13 protein-coding genes are annotated in these 16995 nt (G+C 68.2%); 8 read left to right on the forward strand and 5 right to left on the reverse strand.

Translation table 11 applies throughout. The features are described 5' to 3' along the window. Positions 1-41: 41 nt before the first annotated feature. Entirely contained in the window at positions 42-3131 is a 3090-nt protein-coding gene (locus AC1RLW_RS24645; RefSeq protein ID WP_493195484.1) for a type VI secretion system Vgr family protein, read from the reverse strand. Between the two features lie 274 nt (positions 3132-3405). Here AC1RLW_RS24645 and AC1RLW_RS24650 point away from each other — a divergent pair, with 274 nt between their 5' ends. Beyond that, positions 3406-3663: an acyl-CoA-binding protein gene (locus AC1RLW_RS24650; RefSeq protein ID WP_062476104.1), complete on the forward strand. Its 258-nt coding sequence runs from the start codon at positions 3406-3408 to the stop codon at positions 3661-3663. Positions 3664-3667: 4 nt separating this feature from the next. Here AC1RLW_RS24650 and AC1RLW_RS24655 read toward each other — a convergent pair whose 3' ends face one another. Then, the gene (locus AC1RLW_RS24655; RefSeq protein WP_493195485.1) at positions 3668-4906 is read right to left on the reverse strand and encodes a CaiB/BaiF CoA transferase family protein; all 1239 of its coding nucleotides are present in this window, start codon (positions 4904-4906) and stop codon (positions 3668-3670) included. 307 nt (positions 4907-5213) lie between these two features. Here AC1RLW_RS24655 and AC1RLW_RS24660 point away from each other — a divergent pair, with 307 nt between their 5' ends. The 7 genes from AC1RLW_RS24660 to AC1RLW_RS24690 all read left to right on the forward strand — a co-directional run bounded on the left by AC1RLW_RS24660 (position 5214) and on the right by AC1RLW_RS24690 (position 13425). Continuing rightward, complete coding sequence (locus tag AC1RLW_RS24660) at positions 5214-6107, forward strand: helix-turn-helix domain-containing protein (RefSeq protein ID WP_493195486.1); 894 nt, start codon at positions 5214-5216, stop codon at positions 6105-6107. Positions 6108-6226: 119 nt separating this feature from the next. Next, a complete protein-coding gene (locus tag AC1RLW_RS24665; protein ID WP_493195487.1) occupies positions 6227-7147 on the forward strand; it encodes an ABC transporter substrate-binding protein in 921 nt (306 codons plus the stop codon). A gap of 49 nt (positions 7148-7196) precedes the next feature. Beyond that, on the forward strand, positions 7197-8714 hold the full coding sequence (locus tag AC1RLW_RS24670; protein ID WP_493195590.1) for a sugar ABC transporter ATP-binding protein: 1518 nt from the start codon (positions 7197-7199) through the stop codon (positions 8712-8714). Then, positions 8711-9691 carry an ABC transporter permease gene (locus tag AC1RLW_RS24675; RefSeq protein WP_492686647.1) on the forward strand — a complete coding sequence of 327 codons (981 nt, stop codon included), beginning with the start codon at positions 8711-8713 and terminating at the stop codon, positions 9689-9691. The genes AC1RLW_RS24670 and AC1RLW_RS24675 overlap by 4 nt, the downstream gene beginning before the upstream one ends. Before the next feature lie 43 nt (positions 9692-9734). Then, entirely contained in the window at positions 9735-10871 is a 1137-nt protein-coding gene (locus tag AC1RLW_RS24680; protein ID WP_493195488.1) for an alcohol dehydrogenase catalytic domain-containing protein, read from the forward strand. Then, positions 10868-12394 (forward strand): FGGY-family carbohydrate kinase, encoded by a 1527-nt coding sequence (locus AC1RLW_RS24685; RefSeq protein ID WP_493195489.1) that lies wholly within the window; start codon positions 10868-10870, stop codon positions 12392-12394. Before AC1RLW_RS24680 ends, AC1RLW_RS24685 begins: the two co-directional genes overlap by 4 nt. Positions 12395-12687: 293 nt before the next feature. Then, positions 12688-13425, forward strand: coding sequence for an SDR family oxidoreductase (locus tag AC1RLW_RS24690; RefSeq protein WP_493195490.1), 738 nt, complete (start codon positions 12688-12690; stop codon positions 13423-13425). Positions 13426-13440: 15 nt separating this feature from the next. On the opposite strand, the gene AC1RLW_RS24695 is transcribed toward AC1RLW_RS24690, so the two are convergent. From AC1RLW_RS24695 to AC1RLW_RS24705, 3 genes are read right to left on the reverse strand one after another with little or no spacing between them, the layout of a single operon-like run. Beyond that, positions 13441-13755 (reverse strand): polyhydroxyalkanoic acid system family protein, encoded by a 315-nt coding sequence (locus tag AC1RLW_RS24695; protein WP_095743253.1) that lies wholly within the window; start codon positions 13753-13755, stop codon positions 13441-13443. Then, positions 13748-14887, reverse strand: coding sequence for an aminopeptidase (locus AC1RLW_RS24700; protein WP_493195491.1), 1140 nt, complete (start codon positions 14885-14887; stop codon positions 13748-13750). The genes AC1RLW_RS24695 and AC1RLW_RS24700 overlap by 8 nt, the downstream gene beginning before the upstream one ends. Next, positions 14887-16947 carry a molybdopterin-containing oxidoreductase family protein gene (locus AC1RLW_RS24705; protein WP_493195492.1) on the reverse strand — a complete coding sequence of 687 codons (2061 nt, stop codon included), beginning with the start codon at positions 16945-16947 and terminating at the stop codon, positions 14887-14889. The genes AC1RLW_RS24700 and AC1RLW_RS24705 overlap by 1 nt, the downstream gene beginning before the upstream one ends. Positions 16948-16995: the final 48 nt, after the last annotated feature.

Raw genomic sequence — 16995 nt, forward strand, 5'->3', positions numbered from 1 at the left:
GTCGTTGCAATGGGGGCGCAGATCGGCGTGCGATCTGCGGGTCAGACGGTGGTGTGCATGGGCAAGATGCCCGGTGACAGGCGCGACGGCGCGGCAGGCGCACCAAGCCCTGGCACGCCTTGGGCGATGCCGCTCAATGCAGTGGTGGCTGCGCCTGAGGCTTGATCTCGCGTGCTCGTGGCCACGTTCGCCGCGCGGAGCGCGTTGACCCCGAGAGCCGTTGAGGCGAGTCCGGTGATGGCACCGCCCATCGGTCCGCCCAGGGCCCCTGCGATTGCCGAAGTGGCCCCACCCGCAAGGCCTGCCTTGAGCGTCGCAGCCAACGCATCCTTGCCCTTCGCCGCATCTGCGGCTTGGGCCATCAGCCCATCGAGCATGTCGTTCAGCGGCGCCACGCCCGTGTCGGCGGCCGAGCCTTCGCGCGCGGGCCAACTCGGTTTTCCGATGTAGCTGGCCTCGTCCCACGGATCCGCAGGGTCCTTGCCCAACTCGATGCGTGCACCACCCGGTGCCAGCCCCGAGACGGCCGCAAAGCCCTTGCCGTCGAGCGTGCCCGTCTTGACCTGACCAGCCGAGTCCGTGACCTTGTAGTCCGCGCCCTTCAAGCCTTCGCCGTTTGCATAACGGTGCGTGAGTTCGAGCTGTCCCTTGCCGGGCTTCAGCCCCTCGGGCAGGCTCGGCCGGCTTGTGCTGCTGGGGCCGACCATGCTGTGCACGCTGGCGCGCTGCACGTGCGGGCCGGTGGTGCCGCTTTCGATGCTGCCGCCCTTGTAGCGGGTGTAGCTGCCGCCCCCGCTGACCAGCAGCTGCGTCTTGGCCTCGATCGTGATCTTGTCGGCCCGCAGGGTGATTTCGTCCTTGGCCAGCAGATTGATGCAGGTCTTCAACGCCTGGATGTCGATGTCGGCCTGGGCCGCGACGACCTTGATGCCCTTTTGCGCTGCAAAGAGCTTGATGGCCTGCAGGGCCACGCCCAGCAGGCTGTCGCCGCTGGTGATGCTCGTGTGCTTGCCGCTCGTGATCGCCGTGTGCTCGACACTGGCGATGTGGGTGCTGAACTGGCTGGTGGTTTCGATGCCGGCGGGGCTGGCCAGCACCAGGTGCGGCTGTGCCAGCTCGGGGAACCGGCCGGCTTCGACATCGGCGGCACCATCGCCCTTGACCGCATCGTTCTGCTCCTGCAGCGACTTGGCGACCTCGGCCTGGTCATTGCCCTCCTGGGCTTTGTTCTTCTGCGCTTCTTGCGCGCCGGCCTCGTGCAGATCGCGGGCTTCAACGAGGCGCTGGCGGGTCTCGCCACTGTCGAGCAGATGGGCCTTTGCGTTGGGGCGTGCTTCGGTCGTGATGAGGAGGCCCTGTGTCGCCCGGATGGCGCCATGGGCGTCGGTGCGCAATTCAAAACCTTCGCCACGGGCATCCAGCCGGCCTGCGTTGCTGTCGATGCGCGTGACATGGCCCAGGCTCAGTGAACTGCTTTGGTGATCGCTCTTGAGCTGCGCCTGGATCTTCTGGTCGGTGTCGTCAAGGACCAAATGGTTGGAGCGCCCGCCTGCGCTGTTGCCGCCCTCCTTGACGAGTTCCCGACTCCTGAACCCCGACAGCGCGGCTTGGCCGGGCAGCTCCCAGGGCGGCAGGTTCATCTGGTTGTGGACCCGGCCGGTGCAGATGGGCAGGTCGGGGTCGCCGCCGATGAAATCGACAATCACCTCCTGGCCGATGCGCGGCACCTGCACGCCGCCCAGTTGGTTGCCGGCCGATGGAGAGCTCACGCGCAGCCAGCAGGTGGCGTGCTGGTTCTTCTGCCCCAGGCGGTCCCACGGAAACTGCACCTTGATGCGGCCCAGGTCGTCGGTCCACAGGTTCTCTCCCTCGGGCCCGACCACCACCGCGACCTGCGGGCCCTGCGTGTGCGGCTTGTGCCGCAGCAGCGCCGGACGCAGGGGTTCGGTGATCGGGTGGGCCGTGAAGTCGACCTCGACGCGCCATTGCTGCTTGCGATGGGAAGCCGCTTCGATGCCCTGGCTTTCTTGCGCGACGTTCTCGATGAGGAACCGGCTGTCGAGCACCAGGTACTGGACGTTGGCGGCTTCGCGTGGATGCTTCTGCAACTGAAAGGTGCCGCCGGGAACCATGCCGCGCAGTTGACCGCTGGCCTTGGCCCTCGCACCGTGGGTGCGCAGGGCCTGCATGCGCAGCAGGGCGATGCGGTTGCCTTCTGCAAGGGGTTCGTTGGTGCCTGTTCCTGCGCGCGGTTGCACGTAGTGGCTGCCGGCCCGGCTGTCGTGCCACTGGTAGACCTCCAGGTCCGCTTGCCCGGTCGGGCGAGGTGCGGCCTGTTCGGTGCTCAGATCGGCTTTGGGCCGGGTGTAGTCGTAGTCGCGGCTGACGTAGCGGCCGCTGGTGAGTTGATGATGCGGAACGAAGCTGCTGATGTATTCGGCATCGACTTTCCAGCCCGGGGGGTGGTACGCCACCAGCTGATAGGCAGCGCTCTCCATGGGCGGGTGCGCGCCCATGTTGTCGGTGAGTACGAGGCGGTGCTTGCCGTCGCTGTGGCGGAAGTGATAAGAAATTCCCCACTCTTGACACAAGCGCTCGAAGAATGCGAAGTCGCTCTCGTTGAACTGCGTCTGGTAGTCCCGAGCCGGGTAGGTCTCGACGAAGTGCTTGTCGACGGGAAAGGAGTAGTCGGCGAACAGTTCGTCCAGGATGTCGACGACTGTCTTGTTCTGATAGATCTTGCAGTCGGTGCTCAGGGTCGCCAGATGCAGCCAGGGACGCAACGTGAGCTTGTATTGAATGTGGCGGCCTTCTTCGCCCCACAGCTGCGCGCCGGCAATGAGCGCATTGATCTGCCGTGTGCCGGCGCCCAGCCCACCTGCATTGCCGCCCACGGCGCTTGCCGCAAACTCTCCTGCGCCATCGAGCTCGATCGAGCAACTGATCTCGCAGCCGATGAGGGCGTCCAGGTCAATGTCGGCCGCCTGGCTGAAACTGAAGTTGAGCGCATCGGGGGTCTTGAGCAGCAGCTCGTATTCGAACAAGGCATTGAGGCCTTCGTGGCCCGACAGGCGCATGGGTTCGAGGGCATCGGGCAGTGCAGGGCTTGTGACCGCAAGGGTGTGAGACACGTGGTGGACCTCTGGCAAAACAGGGATCCAAAAAGTCTGTGGCACACCCGCGCCGCACCGTTGCAAACAATGGTCAATCCGACGTCGACACACCAAGCAACTCAAAGGAGCGCGAAAAATTCACGACGCCGAAGCGAAAGACGCTCGCGAGCAACTGGACGTGGAGCTGGCGCGCGCCGGCCTGACGGACTGAAGGGCCTGCAAGCTCACGATTGGTACCACTTGGTACCAATCCATTTAAGATGCGCGGTTTCCGACCTTCTTCCCGACCGCCATGTCCGACCTCAACGCCCAATTCGAAGCCGCCCAGGCCAACTCCAAGCTGCTGGCCGAGCGCCCCGACAACCCGACGCTGCTGAAGATCTACGCCCTGTTCAAGCAGGCGACCGAAGGCGACAACACCGCCAAGAAGCCCAGCTTCAGCGACATCGTCGCGCGCGCCAAGTGGGACGCGTGGACCGCCCAGAAGGGCGCCACGGCCGACGAGGCGAAGCAGAAGTACATCGACCTGATCGAATCCCTCCGAGGCTGACCGATCAGCCGACGATTCCGCGCTCCTGCAACGCGGCGATCTGCTCGGCGCTCAATCCGATCTCCTCCAGCACCGCCTGCGTGTCCGCCCCCAGCGCCGGCGCATTGCGCCGGTGGCCAGCCGGCGTGAGCGACAGCTTGGGCACGAAGCCGGGCACCGCGAGCGCGCTGCCGTCGGGCATCTCCACCTGCTGCAGCATGCCGCGCGCGGCGTAGTGCGGGTCGGCCGCGATGTCGGCGATGGTGTAGATGCGCCCGGCGGGCACGTGCGCCGCGTCGAGCGCGGCCAGCACCTCGGTCACCGTGCGCTGCGCGGCCCAGTCGCCGATGGCGGCGTCGAGCATCCCGACCTGCGCCACCCGCCCCGTGTTGCCGGCCAGCGCCGGGTCGGCCGCGAGGTCCGGCCGGCCGATGCAGGCCATGAGCCGCTTGAAGATGCTGTCGCCGTTGCCCGCGACGATGGCGTAGCCGCCGTCCGCGCAGCGGTAGGCGTTGGTGGGCGCAATGCCCGGCAGCGCGCTGCCGGCGGCCTCGCGCACCGCGCCGAATTCGGCGTACTCGGGCAGCAGGCTTTCCATGCAGTTGAAGACCGCTTCGTACAGCGCGACGTCGACCACCTGGCCCCGGCCTTTGGGGAATTCGGCGCTCACGGTGGCATGGCGGTGCTGCATGGCCATCAGCACGCCGATCACGCCGTGCAGCGAGGCCAGCGTGTCGCCGATCGACACGCCCACGCGCACCGGCACGCGGCCCGGCTCCCCCGTGAGGTGGCGCAGCCCGCCCATGGCCTCGGCCACCACGCCGAAGCCGGGCCGGTCGCGGTAGGGGCCGGTCTGGCCGTAGCCGCTGATGCGCAGCATGACGAGCGCGGGGTTGACGGCCAGCAGCTCGTCGGGCCCCAGGCCCCAGCCTTCCATCGCGCCGGGACGGAAGTTCTCGACCAGCACGTCGGCCTCGGCCGCGAGCTGGCGCACGATGGCCTGCGCCTCGGGCTGGCGCAGGTCCAGCGCCAGCGAGCGCTTGTTGCGCGACTGCACCTGCCACCAGACGGAGGTGCCGTCCTTCAGCAGCCGCCAGGTGCGCAACGGGTCGCCCGCGCCGGGCGGTTCGATCTTGACCACGTCGGCGCCGAAGTCGGCCAGCGTGCGCGCCGCGAAGGGGCCGGCGATCAGTTGCCCGAGTTCGACGACCTTGAGGCCGGCCAGCGGACCCGCGGCCGGAGGGGAAAGAGAGCTTTGCGTCATGGCTTGGGAGTGTGCCGTGCCGCCCCGGATGCCGGGTCGGGCCGGGAAAACACCTATGAAATCTTGACACGGCGCGAAGCGACTCTTTTGCACCGCAGCAATTGCGCTCCGGCATGCGCCACGCCCCGAGGAGAAAGGGGTTTGCTGCAGCGCAGCGCGTCGTCGCGCCCTTCGCTACCAGGCAGGACCGCGACTCAAAAAAGTATCAGTTGCGCACCCCAACGCTGGTTGTTGGCATCCGGAGCGATTCGTACAGTCCGCCTCACCCCCAACCCGGGGGCCATACACAGAGGAAAGACCGCCGGCCATGCAACCCGATCTGGAAATCGTCGAAGTCCAAGGTGACGAATCGTTCACCGCCTGGGCGCACGGCTATCCGTATCGCACGGTGCGCTGGCACTTCCACCCCGAGTACGAGATCCAGCTGATCGTCGAGACCCAGGGCGTGTACTTCGTGGGCGACCACGTCGGCCATTTCGAGCCGGGCAACCTCGTGTTCATGGGCCCCGACCTGCCGCACAACTGGATCAGCGACGTGCCCGCCGGCCAGAGCGTCGAGCGCCGCGGCATCGTGATCCAGTTCCCGGCCGCGCTGGTGCGCAACATGGCGGCCACCTTCCCCGAGTTCCGCCGCATCGAGCCGCTGCTGGCCGAGTCGGCCTCGGGCCTGCTCTTCTCGGCCGCCACCGCCGCCGCGGCCAAGCCGATCATGGAAGCGCTGCTCGAGGCGCGCGGGCTGCGCCGCGTGGTGCTGCTGCTGTCGCTGTTCGAGCTGCTGGTGACCAGCGACGACCGCCAGCGGCTGGCCAGCCCCGCGTTCACGCCCGACCCCAAGGCCTTCATGTCGCACGCGATCAACAACGTGCTGGCCCACATCGCCGCCAACCTGGGCGACGAGCTGCGCGAGCCGATGCTGGCCGAGCTGGTGGGCCAGAGCCCGAGCGCGTTCTCGCGCTCGTTCCGCAAGCACACGGGGCAGTCGTTCGTGCGCTACGTGAACCGGCTGCGCATCGGCCGCGCCTGCGAACTGCTCGCCAACAGCGACAAGCCCGTGCTCGACGTCTGCATGGACGTGGGCTTCAACAACGTGTCGAACTTCAACCGGCAGTTCCTGCTGCACAAGCGCATGCCGCCGACCAAGTTCCGCCATTTCCATCGCATGCAGCTCGCTGCATCGCGCGCCGCCAACAGCCCGCCGTAGCGCGCCCCCCGTGTTCCCCGCGTCGTTCCTGGCGCGGCGCCTTGCGCGCCGCGCGGGGCGACCCTTTGCCCGCGTTTTTTTGCAGACCGTCACACAACCAACCTCAAGGAGACAACCCAATGAAGAGCCTTCTCAAAGCCACCGCCCTCGTCGCCGCCCTCGCCTGCGGCACCACCGCCGCACTGGCACAGGCGCCCAAGCAGCCGCTGCGCATCGGCATGACCTTCCAGGAACTGAACAACCCCTACTTCGTGACGATGAAGCAGGCATTGGAAGAAGCCGCCGCCAGCATCGGCGCCACCGTGGTCACCACCGATGCGCGCCATGACGTGGCCAAGCAGATCGGCGACGTGGAAGACATGATCCAGAAGAAGATCGACATCCTGCTGCTGAACCCGACCGACTCGGCCGGCGTGCAGTCCGCGGTGCGCTCGGCCAAGAAGGCCGGCGTGATCGTGGTGGCGGTCGATGCCAACGCGCAAGGCCCGGTCGATTCGTTCGTGGGTTCCAAGAACCTCGACGCGGGCCGCCTGGCCTGCGAGTACCTGGCGAAAAACATCGGCGAGAAGGGCGACGTGGCCATCCTCGACGGCATTCCGGTCGTGCCGATCCTGGAGCGCGTGAAGGGCTGCCGCGAAGCGCTGGCCAAGTACCCCGGCATCAAGGTCGTGAGCACGCAGAACGGCAAGCAGGAACGCGCCACCGCGCTCACCGTGACCGAGAACATCCTGCAGGCCAACAAGAACCTCAAGGGCGTGTTCAGCGTGAACGACGGCGGCTCGATGGGCGCCCTCTCCGCCATCGAAGCCAGCGGCAAGGACGTGAAGCTCACCAGCGTGGACGGCGCACCCGAGGCCATCAAGGCGATGCAGAAGGCGGGCTCGAAGTTCATCGCCACCACCGCGCAGTACCCGCGCGACCAGATCCGCCTGGCCATCGGCATCGCGCTGGCCAAGAAGTGGGGCGCCAACGTGCCCGCGGCCGTGCCGGTCGACGTGAAGCTCATCGACGCCGAAGGCGCCAAGACCTTCAGCTGGTAAGTTGCCGGACGCGCCGCCCGTGACCGTCACGTACGAACCACCCCGGGAGATGCTGCGGCTGGAAGGCGTGTCCAAGCGCTTCCCGGGCGTGAAGGCCCTGTCGAACATCGACCTCTCGGTGCGCCAGGGCGAGGTGCACGCGCTGCTCGGCGAGAACGGCGCGGGCAAGTCGACGCTGATGAAGATCCTCGGCGGCATCCACCAGGCCGACGAGGGCCGCATCGTCATCGACGGCACCGAGTGCCACTTCGCCGGCTACGGCGACGCCATCGCGGCCGGCATCGGCATCATCTTCCAGGAGTTCAGCCTGGTGCCGTACCTGAACGCGGTGGAGAACATCTTCCTGGGCCGCTACCGCACGAACCGCTTCGGCCTCATGGACCAGGCGGCGATGCAGCGCGAAGCCCGCGCGGTGTTCGACGAACTGGGCGTGCAGATCGACCTCGGCGTGCCGATCTGCCAGCTCTCGGTGGCGCAGCAGCAGTTCGTCGAGATCGGCAAGGCGCTGTCGCTGAAGGCGCGGCTGCTGGTGCTCGACGAACCCACCGCCACGCTCACGCCCAACGAGGCCGAGCACCTGTTCAAGGTGATGCGCGCACTGCGCGCCAAGGGCGTGGCGATGATCTTCATCTCGCACCACCTCGATGAGATCTTCGAGGTGTGCGATCGCATCAGCGTGCTGCGCGACGGCGCCAACGCCGGGCATGTCGAGGTGGCCGCCACGACCGTCGACGCGCTGGTCGAGATGATGGTGGGCCGGCGCATCGAACAGAGCTTTCCGCCCAAGCCGCAGCCCGCACCGAATGGCCGCAAGGTGCTCGATGTGCCCGAGATCCAGCTCGTGAAGGACGGCCCGGTCAACCGCTTCGACCTGCACGCGGGCGAGATCCTCGGCTTCGCGGGGCTGGTGGGCTCGGGACGCACCGAACTCGCGCTGGGCATGATGGGCGCCGACCGCGCGCACCGCAAGACGGTGCTGCGCAACGGCCAACGCGTGCGCCTGGACGACCCGACGCAGGCGCTCGCGCACGGCATCGGCCTGCTGCCCGAAAGCCGCAAGGTCGAAGGGCTGATCACCGACTTCACGATCCGCTTCAACATCTCGCTGAACAACCTCGGTCGGCACCGCCGCGCGGGCGTGGTCGACACGGCATCGGAGAAACGCTCTGCCGATGAACTCTCGCGCCGCGTGGGCGTGAAGGCGCCGGGCATCGACACCCGCGTGGCCACGCTGTCGGGCGGCAACCAGCAGAAGGTGGTGATCGCGCGCTGGCTCGGCCACGACTGCGACGTGCTGATCTTCGACGAGCCCACGCGCGGCATCGACGTGGGCGCCAAGGCCGAGATCTACCAGCTGATGCGCGAACTCACGCGCCAGGGCAAGTCGATCCTGATGATCTCCAGCGAGCTGCCCGAGATCGTCGGCCTGTGCGACCGCATCGCGGTGTTCTCGGGCGGCGCCATCGTGGCCACGCTCACGGGCGACGCGATCAACGCGGGCGAAATCATGCGCCACGCGACCTCGTCCTCTCCCTCCCTTCCCTCTTCCTCCGGGAGCCCCTCATGACTGCCACCGCCACCCATCCCACGCCGCCCGTGCCCGCGGGCGGGTTCTTCACGCAGCTGCGCCGCTCGACGGCCTTCCTGCCGCTGGTCGGCCTTATTGCCATCTCGGTCTTCATGATCGTGGCGACCGACAACTTTCTCTCGGTGAGCAACCTGCAGAACATCGCGCTGCAGTCGTCCATCAACGCGATCATCGCGGTGGGCATGACGGCCGCGATCCTCACGGGCGGCATCGACCTCTCGGTGGGCGCGGTGGTGGCGCTGTCGGGCACGCTGGCCTCGGGGCTGATGGTGCACTTCGGCCTGCCGCCCGTGCTCGCCGTGCCGCTCGGGCTGGGCGTGGGTGCGGTGATCGGCCTGTTCAACGGCTACTGCGTGGCCTACCTGCGCATGCCGCCGATCATCGTGACGCTGGCCACCATGGGCATCGCGCGCGGCATCGCCCTGATCTACACCGGCGGCTACCCGATCGACGGCCTGCCCGAATCGTTCGCCTTCCTGGGCAGCGGCACGCTCGCGGGCCTGAAGGTGCCGATCCTCATCATGCTGGCCACCTACCTCGTGGCCTACGTGCTGCTCAACATGGCGCCCTTCGGCCGCTACGTGTACGCCATCGGCGGCAACGAGGAAGCCACGCGGCTGTCGGGCGTGCGCGTGTCGCGCTACAAGCTGCTGGTGTATGTGCTGAGCGGCCTCACCGCCGCCATCGCGGGCATCGTGCAGGCCGCGCGCGTCACCAGCGGCCAGCCCGGCGTGGGCGTGGGCTTCGAGCTCGACGCCATCGCGGCGGTGGTGATGGGCGGCACGTCCATCGCGGGCGGCCGCGGCGCCATCGTGGGCACGCTGGTCGGCGCGCTGCTGCTGGCCGTGCTCAACAACGGTCTCAACATGATCGGCGTGTCGCCGTACCTGCAACTGATCATCAAGGGCGGCATCGTCTTGCTCGCCATCTTCATCAGCCGCGAGGCCCGCCGCTGATCTCTTCCCCGCTTCTTCGTACCTCCCTCGACTCAAGGAATCCATGTCGTATCAAAAGCTCCAACCCGGCGCCACGGGCGCCATCGGCGAACTCGCCGCCATGCAGGCCGTCGTGTGCCACGGCCCCAAGGACTACCGGCTCGAGACCGTCGCGATGCCGACCATCGGCCCGAACGAACTGCTCATCTCCATCGCGGCCTGCGGCATCTGCGCCTCCGACTGCAAGTGCCACTCGGGCGCGAAGATGTTCTGGGGCGGCGACGGCCAGCCCTCGTGGGTCAAAGCGCCGGTCATTCCCGGCCACGAGTTCTTCGGCTATGTCGAGGCGCTGGGCGAGGGCGCGGCGGAGCACTTCGGCGTGGAGAAAGGCGACCGCGTGATCGCCGAGCAGATCGTGCCCTGCGGCAAGTGCCGTTTCTGCACCTCGGGCAAATACTGGATGTGCGAGGTGCACCACATCTTCGGCTTCCAGCGCGTCGTGGCCGATGGCGGCATGGCCGACTACATGCGCCTGCCGCCGACCTCGCGCGTGCACAAGATCCCCGACGGCATCTCGCTGGAAGACGCGGCCATCATCGAGCCGCTGGCCTGTGCGATCCACACGGTGAACCGCGGCGAGCTCCAGCTCGACGACGTGGTGGTGATCGCCGGCGCCGGCCCACTGGGACTGATGATGACGCAGGTGGCGGCACTCAAGACGCCCAAGAAGCTGATCGTGATCGACCTCGTGCCCGAGCGCCTGGCACTCGCGAAGCAGTACGGCGCCGACGTGGTCATCAACCCGAAGACCGAGAACGCCGATACCATCGTCAAGGGCCTCACCGAAGGCTACGGCTGCGACGTGTACATCGAGACCACCGGCGCGCCCATCGGCGTGACGCAGGGCCTGGACATGATCCGCAAGCTCGGCCGCTTCGTCGAGTTCAGCGTGTTCGGTTCGGAGACGAGCGCCGACTGGTCGATCATCGGCGACCGCAAGGAACTCGACGTGCGCGGCGCGCACCTGGGCCCGTACTGCTACCCGGTCGCCATCGACCTGCTGGCACGCGGGCTCGTCACGTCGAATGGCATCGTGACGCACGACTTTCCGCTGACCGAATGGGAGCGCGCCTTCGCGCTGGCCAACTCGCTCGATTCGATCAAGGTGCTGCTCAAGCCGCAGCCCCGCGCAGTGTCATGAAGTACGTCGTCGGCGTCGACATCGGCACGCAGAGCACCAAGTGCCTGCTGGTCGGCATCGACGGCAAGGTGCACGCGCAGGCCAGCGTGGCCTACCAGCCCGAGACGCCAAAGCCGCTGTGGGCGCAGCAGGACTGCGAGGTCTGGTTCGATGCCGTGTGCGAGAGCGTGCGCGCCTGCGTGGCGCAAGGCGGCATCGCGGCCACCGACATCGCCGCGCTGTGCGTGAGCAGCCTCTACGGCGGCGCGGGCATCCCGGTCGACGAGGCCATGCGCCCGCTGCACCCCTGCCTCATCTGGATGGACCGCCGCGCCACCGCCGAGGTCGATGCGGTGAACGCCACGGTCGACGTGGCGCGGCTGCAGGCCATCACCGGCAACGGCGTCGACAGTTACTACGGCTTCACCAAGATGCTGTGGCTGCGCGAGCACCGGCCCGAGGTGTGGGCGAAGACGCACCACTTCCTGCCGCCCAACAGCTACATCAACTGGCGGCTGACGGGCCAGCTCGCGGTCGACCACAGCTCGGCGGGGAACATCGGCGGCGTGTACGACGCGGCGCGGAGGCGCTGGTCGGCGCAGGCGCTCGACATGCTCGGCATTCCGGCGCGCATGATGCCGCCGCGGCTCGTCGAATCGAGCGAGGTGGTGGGCCACCTGAGCGCCGAGTGGGCCACGCAGCTGGGCCTGCGCGAAGGCATGCCGCTGATGGCCGGCGGCGTCGATGCGGCGGTGGCCACCTTCTGTGCGGGCGTCACCGGCAGCGGCGACCATGTCGCGATGATCGGCACCAGCATGTGCTGGGGCTTCGTGAGCCCGACGGTGGACGCGCGCCACCAGCTCATCACGATGCCGCACGTCTACCGCGGCGCGGACCGCAGCTACGTGTTCGGCGGCGCGATCACGGCCGGCGCGGCCGTCACCTGGTTCCGCGAAGCCTTCTGCCAGGCCGAAGTGGCCGAGGCCGCGCGCACCGGCGAAGACGCGCACGCCCTCATCGAACGCCGCGCGGTCGACGTGCCGCCCGGCGCCGACGGCCTGGTCTTCCTGCCCTACCTGATGGGCGAGCGCAGCCCGATCTGGGACGCGCAGGCCAAGGGCGCCTTCATCGGCCTCTCGCTCGCCCACAGCCGCGCCCACCTGTACCGCGCCGTGCTCGAAGGCGTGAGCTTCGCGCTGCAGCACAACATCGAGGCCGGCCGGCGCAGCGGCCAGCCGCTGGACGACCGCTTGATCGTGGTCGGCGGCGCCGCGCATTCCGACCTGTGGATGCAGATCGTGGCGGACGTCACGGGCTACCGCGTGTTCACGATCGAGGAAGAGGTCGAAGCCGCCCTCGGCGCGGCGATGCTCGCGGCGCTCGGTGCCGGGCTCGTCGATGCGGCCACCGCGGAGCGCGGCTGGGTCACGCTGGTGGAACGCGCGCGGCCCGAGCCTGCGGCGCAGGCGGTCTACCGGGAGCGCTTCGAGATCTACACCTCGCTGTACCCGGCGTTGCGTGATGCGATGCATCGGTTGGGATGACGCACCTGTCCGGGGCACGATCCCGCCGACGGGGCACCTTGCTCCGCGAATGTCCCCCGGGGCTTCGCCCCTCCTCCTTGATTTCGCTGCGCAAGGCACCCCATCGACGTGATCGTTGGGCAGTGCGGTTGTTGATCGACTGCACAACGACCGCGCTCAGTGTGCACAGGACACTGGGTGCTTCCCGCAGCGAAATCAAGGAGGAGGCCGCAGGCCGGGGGACATTCGCGGAGGGAAGTACCCGGGGGCCTGTGCACACGCCCTGAACCACAACCTTTGATGAGCAGAACACCATGACACCTACCTTCGACTTTTCAGGCAAGCGCGCCCTCGTGACCGGCGCCAGCAGCGGCATCGGCCGCGCAGTCGCAGCGCAGCTCGCCCACTCAGGCGCACAAGTAACAGCCGTAGGTCGCAACGCCGACGCGCTGGAAGCATTACAGGCCGAGTCCGGCTGCTCGCCCTTGGCACTCGACGTGGCCGACGTCGCCGCACTGGAAAAGGCGCTCGCCCCGCTGCCCGCGTTCGACCTCGTAGTGAACTGCGCCGGCACCACACGCATCGAGCGCGCCATCGACCTGCAGGCCGGGAGCTTCGATGCCGTGATGGCCGTCAACGCGCGCGCCTCGGCGCTCGTAGCCGCGCGCTGCGGCCGGGCCATGATCGCGGCCGGCATGCGCGGCAGCATCGTCAACGTGTCGAGCCAGGCCTCGCTGGTCGCGCTCGATGCCCACCTTTGCTACAGCGCCTCGAAGGCGGCCATGGACGCCGTCACGCGCGCGCTGTGCCTCGAGTTCGGGCCGCACGGCATCCGCGTGAACAGCGTGAACCCGACCGTCACGCTCACGCCGATGGCCGAGCAGGCGTGGTCCGATCCGGCCAAGAGCGCGGCGGCGCTCAAGAACATTCCGTTGGGACGTTTCGCGCAGGTCGAGGAAGTGGTCGTGCCGATCCTGTTCCTGCTGTCCGACGGCGCGGCGATGGTCAGCGGCGTGGCGCTGCCGGTCGATGGCGGCTACACCATCGCCTGAAGAAAAACCTCCGCCTCAGGCGAAGCGGGTGCCGCCCTGCGGTTCGGCGAGCAGCGCGTCGAGGTTCCGCGAGATCTTCTGCTCGATCTGGTCGCTGAAGCTGCTGAACAGGAAACCCAGTGTCGCCTCGAGCCGGAAGGTGTCGGCCGTGACCTCCACCGTGCCGTCGATGCCCGCACGGCTGAACTGGGCCCGGTCGCAGTCGGTGCCCTCGGTGTAGGTGCATTCCAGACCGTAGTCCTGCTCGACCTGATGCACCCATTGGCGCGCGACTTCGCGGGCGCCGGCAATGCCCAGCGTGTGGTTGCGTTCGATTTGGATGTCAGGCACCGTCGTCTCCGTTGTTGTCGTGTGTGCGGCCGTGGCGCGCATGGGTGTGCAGGATACCCGTGGCGGCCTGCAGGGCGCTGCGGCGCTCCTCCGTCGTGGCCAGTGCGGCAATGCGCCGCACCGCAGTGTAAAAGCGCGGCCAGTCGCGGCCCTCGCGTTCGAACAGGGCTTCGAAGCCCGGCACCAAGTCGTCGTAGGCGCCCTGCGCACCGAAGGCCGCATTGTTGGCGCGCGCCACCCAGCCGTCATACGCGTTCTGGCGCGGACCGGTCCACGCCGCCTTCAGCGCGGTGTAGCGCTCGCGAAAGTCGGCCATGGCGGCCTGCTTCTGCGCCTCGACCTTGGTCCAGTCCTTCGCCTTGGCTTCGGGCGATTCGTACACCTGCGTGAGCGCGCGGCGCGTGTTGAGCGCCAGCGCGCGAAAGTCCTGCCGCTGTGCATTGAACTGCGCGTACTCGGCGCGCGCCGCCTCACCGGCTTCGCGCTGCAGCCACATCGCGCCGCCGATGCGCTCGACAGCCGTGGCGTACGACTCGTTGAACACGGTGTCGCCCGGCACATAGAGCACCTGGTGCGCCAGCTCGTGGAACACGATGCGCGCCAGCTCGCCCTCGGGGTAGCCGATGAAGGTGGACAGCAGCGGATCGCCGCCGGCCCAGTTCATCCAGCCCAGCGTGGAGTAGGCCGGCACGGGGTACACGGCCACTTCGAGGCCATTCGTCTTTTGCGCCTCGGCCTCGGTTTTCGCGGCGGCTTCGTCGTAGTAGCCGCGGTAGCCCACGCAGCCCGCGACCGGGAAGCACCAGCTCTTGAGCGTGAGCGAATACGGCGGCGCGGCCACCACGTTCCACACGGCGGCGGGGCGATGCAGGTCGGCATACGAGGTGTAGCTCGCGTTGTCGGGCAGGCCGAGTTCGCTCGATGCGAAACGGCGGATGCGCTGCGCGAGTTCGAGCTTGGCTTTGAGCGGCGCCCCCACGGCCGGGTCGGCCAGCCATTCGGGCACGGGCTTGGCCGCGCGCAGGATGTCGAGGTGGCCGTTGGCCGATTGCCAGTAGTAGCCGAGGTCGGCGCAGCCACTTAGGAAAAGCGCGCCGGCCAATGCCAGCGCGGGCGCGCGCAGCCGTCGCATCACGCCTTTTCGACCTGCACCAGGCAGTCGTAGAAGGTCGGGCCGCGGCCGATGTCGGTCAGGCGCTGGCTGGTCAGCTCGTTGACGTTGGTGCCGTCCATGCCGAGCTTGCGCCACCAGATGCCCATGCCGTGCACCACGCCCTGGCGCGCGCGGCGCGACACCTCGGCGCGGCAGCGGTGCTCGCCGCGCTGGTTGAACACGCGCACCGTGGCGCCGTCCTCGATGCCGCGCGCGGCGGCATCGTCGGCGTGGATCTCGAGCAGCGGCTCGACTTCGATGGCGCGCAGGCTGGTCACGTTGACGAAGGTCGAATTGAGGAAGTTGCGCGCCGGCGGCGAGATCATGGCCAGCGGGAACTCGGTCGAGCTGCCGGCGGGCTCCCAGTTGGGCACGTGGTCGGGCAGGCCGTCCATGCCCATGGCCTGCAGGCGCTCGCTGAAGAACTCGCAGCGGCCCGAGGGCGTGGGGAACCTGCCTTCGGCGAACGGCGCCTCGGCCAGCTTCAGGCTGGTGAAGCCTTGCGCGCGCAGCTGCTCGAAATCGATCGCCTTCTCGGCGAAGGCGGTGCGGCACAGCGACTCGTCGCTCTCCGAGAAGCAGGGCTCGTCGAAACCCAGGCGGCGCGCCAGTTCGCGGAACACCCAGGCATTGCTGCGGGCCTCGCCGCGCGGTGCCACGGCCGGGCGGTTCAGCAGCACGTCGGTGTGGCCGTAGCTGCAGTGGATGTCCCAGTGCTCCAGCTGCGTGGTGGCGGGCAGCAGGTAGTCGGCGTAGTCGGCGGTGTCGGTGCGGAACTGCTCGAGCACCACGGTGAAGAGGTCTTCGCGCGCGAAGCCCGCCACCACCTTGGCCGACTCGGGCGCCACCGCCACCGGGTTGCTGTTGTAGACCACGACGGCCTTCACGGGCTTCGCGGTGTCGAGCAGCGCATCGCCGATGGTGCTCATGTTGATGGTGCGCGGCTTGCGCCCGGCCAGCAGGTCGGGGCGCTGCAGCGCGGCGCGGTCGACCGGGTAGTGGCCCGAGCTGCTGAGCAGCAGGCCGCCCGCGCGGTCGCGCCAGGCGCCGACCAGCGCCGGCAGGCAGGCGATGGCGCGCGCCGCGTTGCCGCCGCCGCGCACGCGCTGCATGCCGTAGTTCAAGCGGATCGCGGCCGGCTTGGTCGTGCCGTAGGCCTGGGCCAGCGCCACGATCTGCGCCTCGGGAATGCCGCAGACCTCGGCCGCGCGCGACGGCGGCCACTGCAGCGCGCGCTCGCGCAACTGCTCCCAGCCCAGCGTGTGGTTGGCGATGTAGTCGTGGTCGAGCCAGTCGTGCACGATGAGTTCGTGCATGAGCGCCAGCGCCAGCGCGGCGTCGGTGCCGGGCAGCAGCGCGATGTGCTCGTCGCACTTGTCGGCGGTTTCGGTCTTGCGCGGGTCGATGCACACCAGCCGCGCGCCGGCGCGCTTGGCGGCCTGGGCGTGGCGCCAGAAATGCAGGTTGCTGGCGATGGAGTTGCTGCCCCAGATCAGGATGAGCTTGGCCTCGGCGAAGAACTCGATGCGCATGCCGACCTTGGCGCCCAGCGTGTAGACCATGGCTTCGCCGCCCGCCATCGAGCAGATGGTGCGGTCCAGCAGCGAGGCACCCAGCTTGTGGAAAAAGCGCCGGTCCATCGATTCGCCCTGCACCAGGCCCATGGTGCCCGCATAGCTGTAGGGGAGAATTGCTTCCGGTTCAGTCTGCAATCCCCGAAGATGCGCGGCGATATCGTCCAATGCAGCCTCCCACGAGACGGGCTCGAAGCGGCCGCTGCCCTTGGGACCGACGCGTTTCAGGGGCTGCACGAGCCGCTCGGCATGGTCATTGCGTTCGATGTACCGCGACACCTTGGTGCACAGCACGCCGCCGGTGTGCGAGTGGGCGGGGTTGCCTTGCAGCTTCACCGCCACGCCGTCCTTGACGGTGGTGACGAGCGCACAGGTGTCGGGGCAATCGTGCGGGCAGGCGCCCAGCACCGTGGAGGGTGCGGTGGCGTCGGGCGTGTCGAGGAGGGAATCCGTTGCGTGGGCCATCGGACAAGTCTAATTTGAGTATCAACACACAGGGCAGAGGGAGGATTT

The sequence above is a fragment of the Variovorax sp. GW822-FHT04A09 genome (assembly GCF_058801005.1).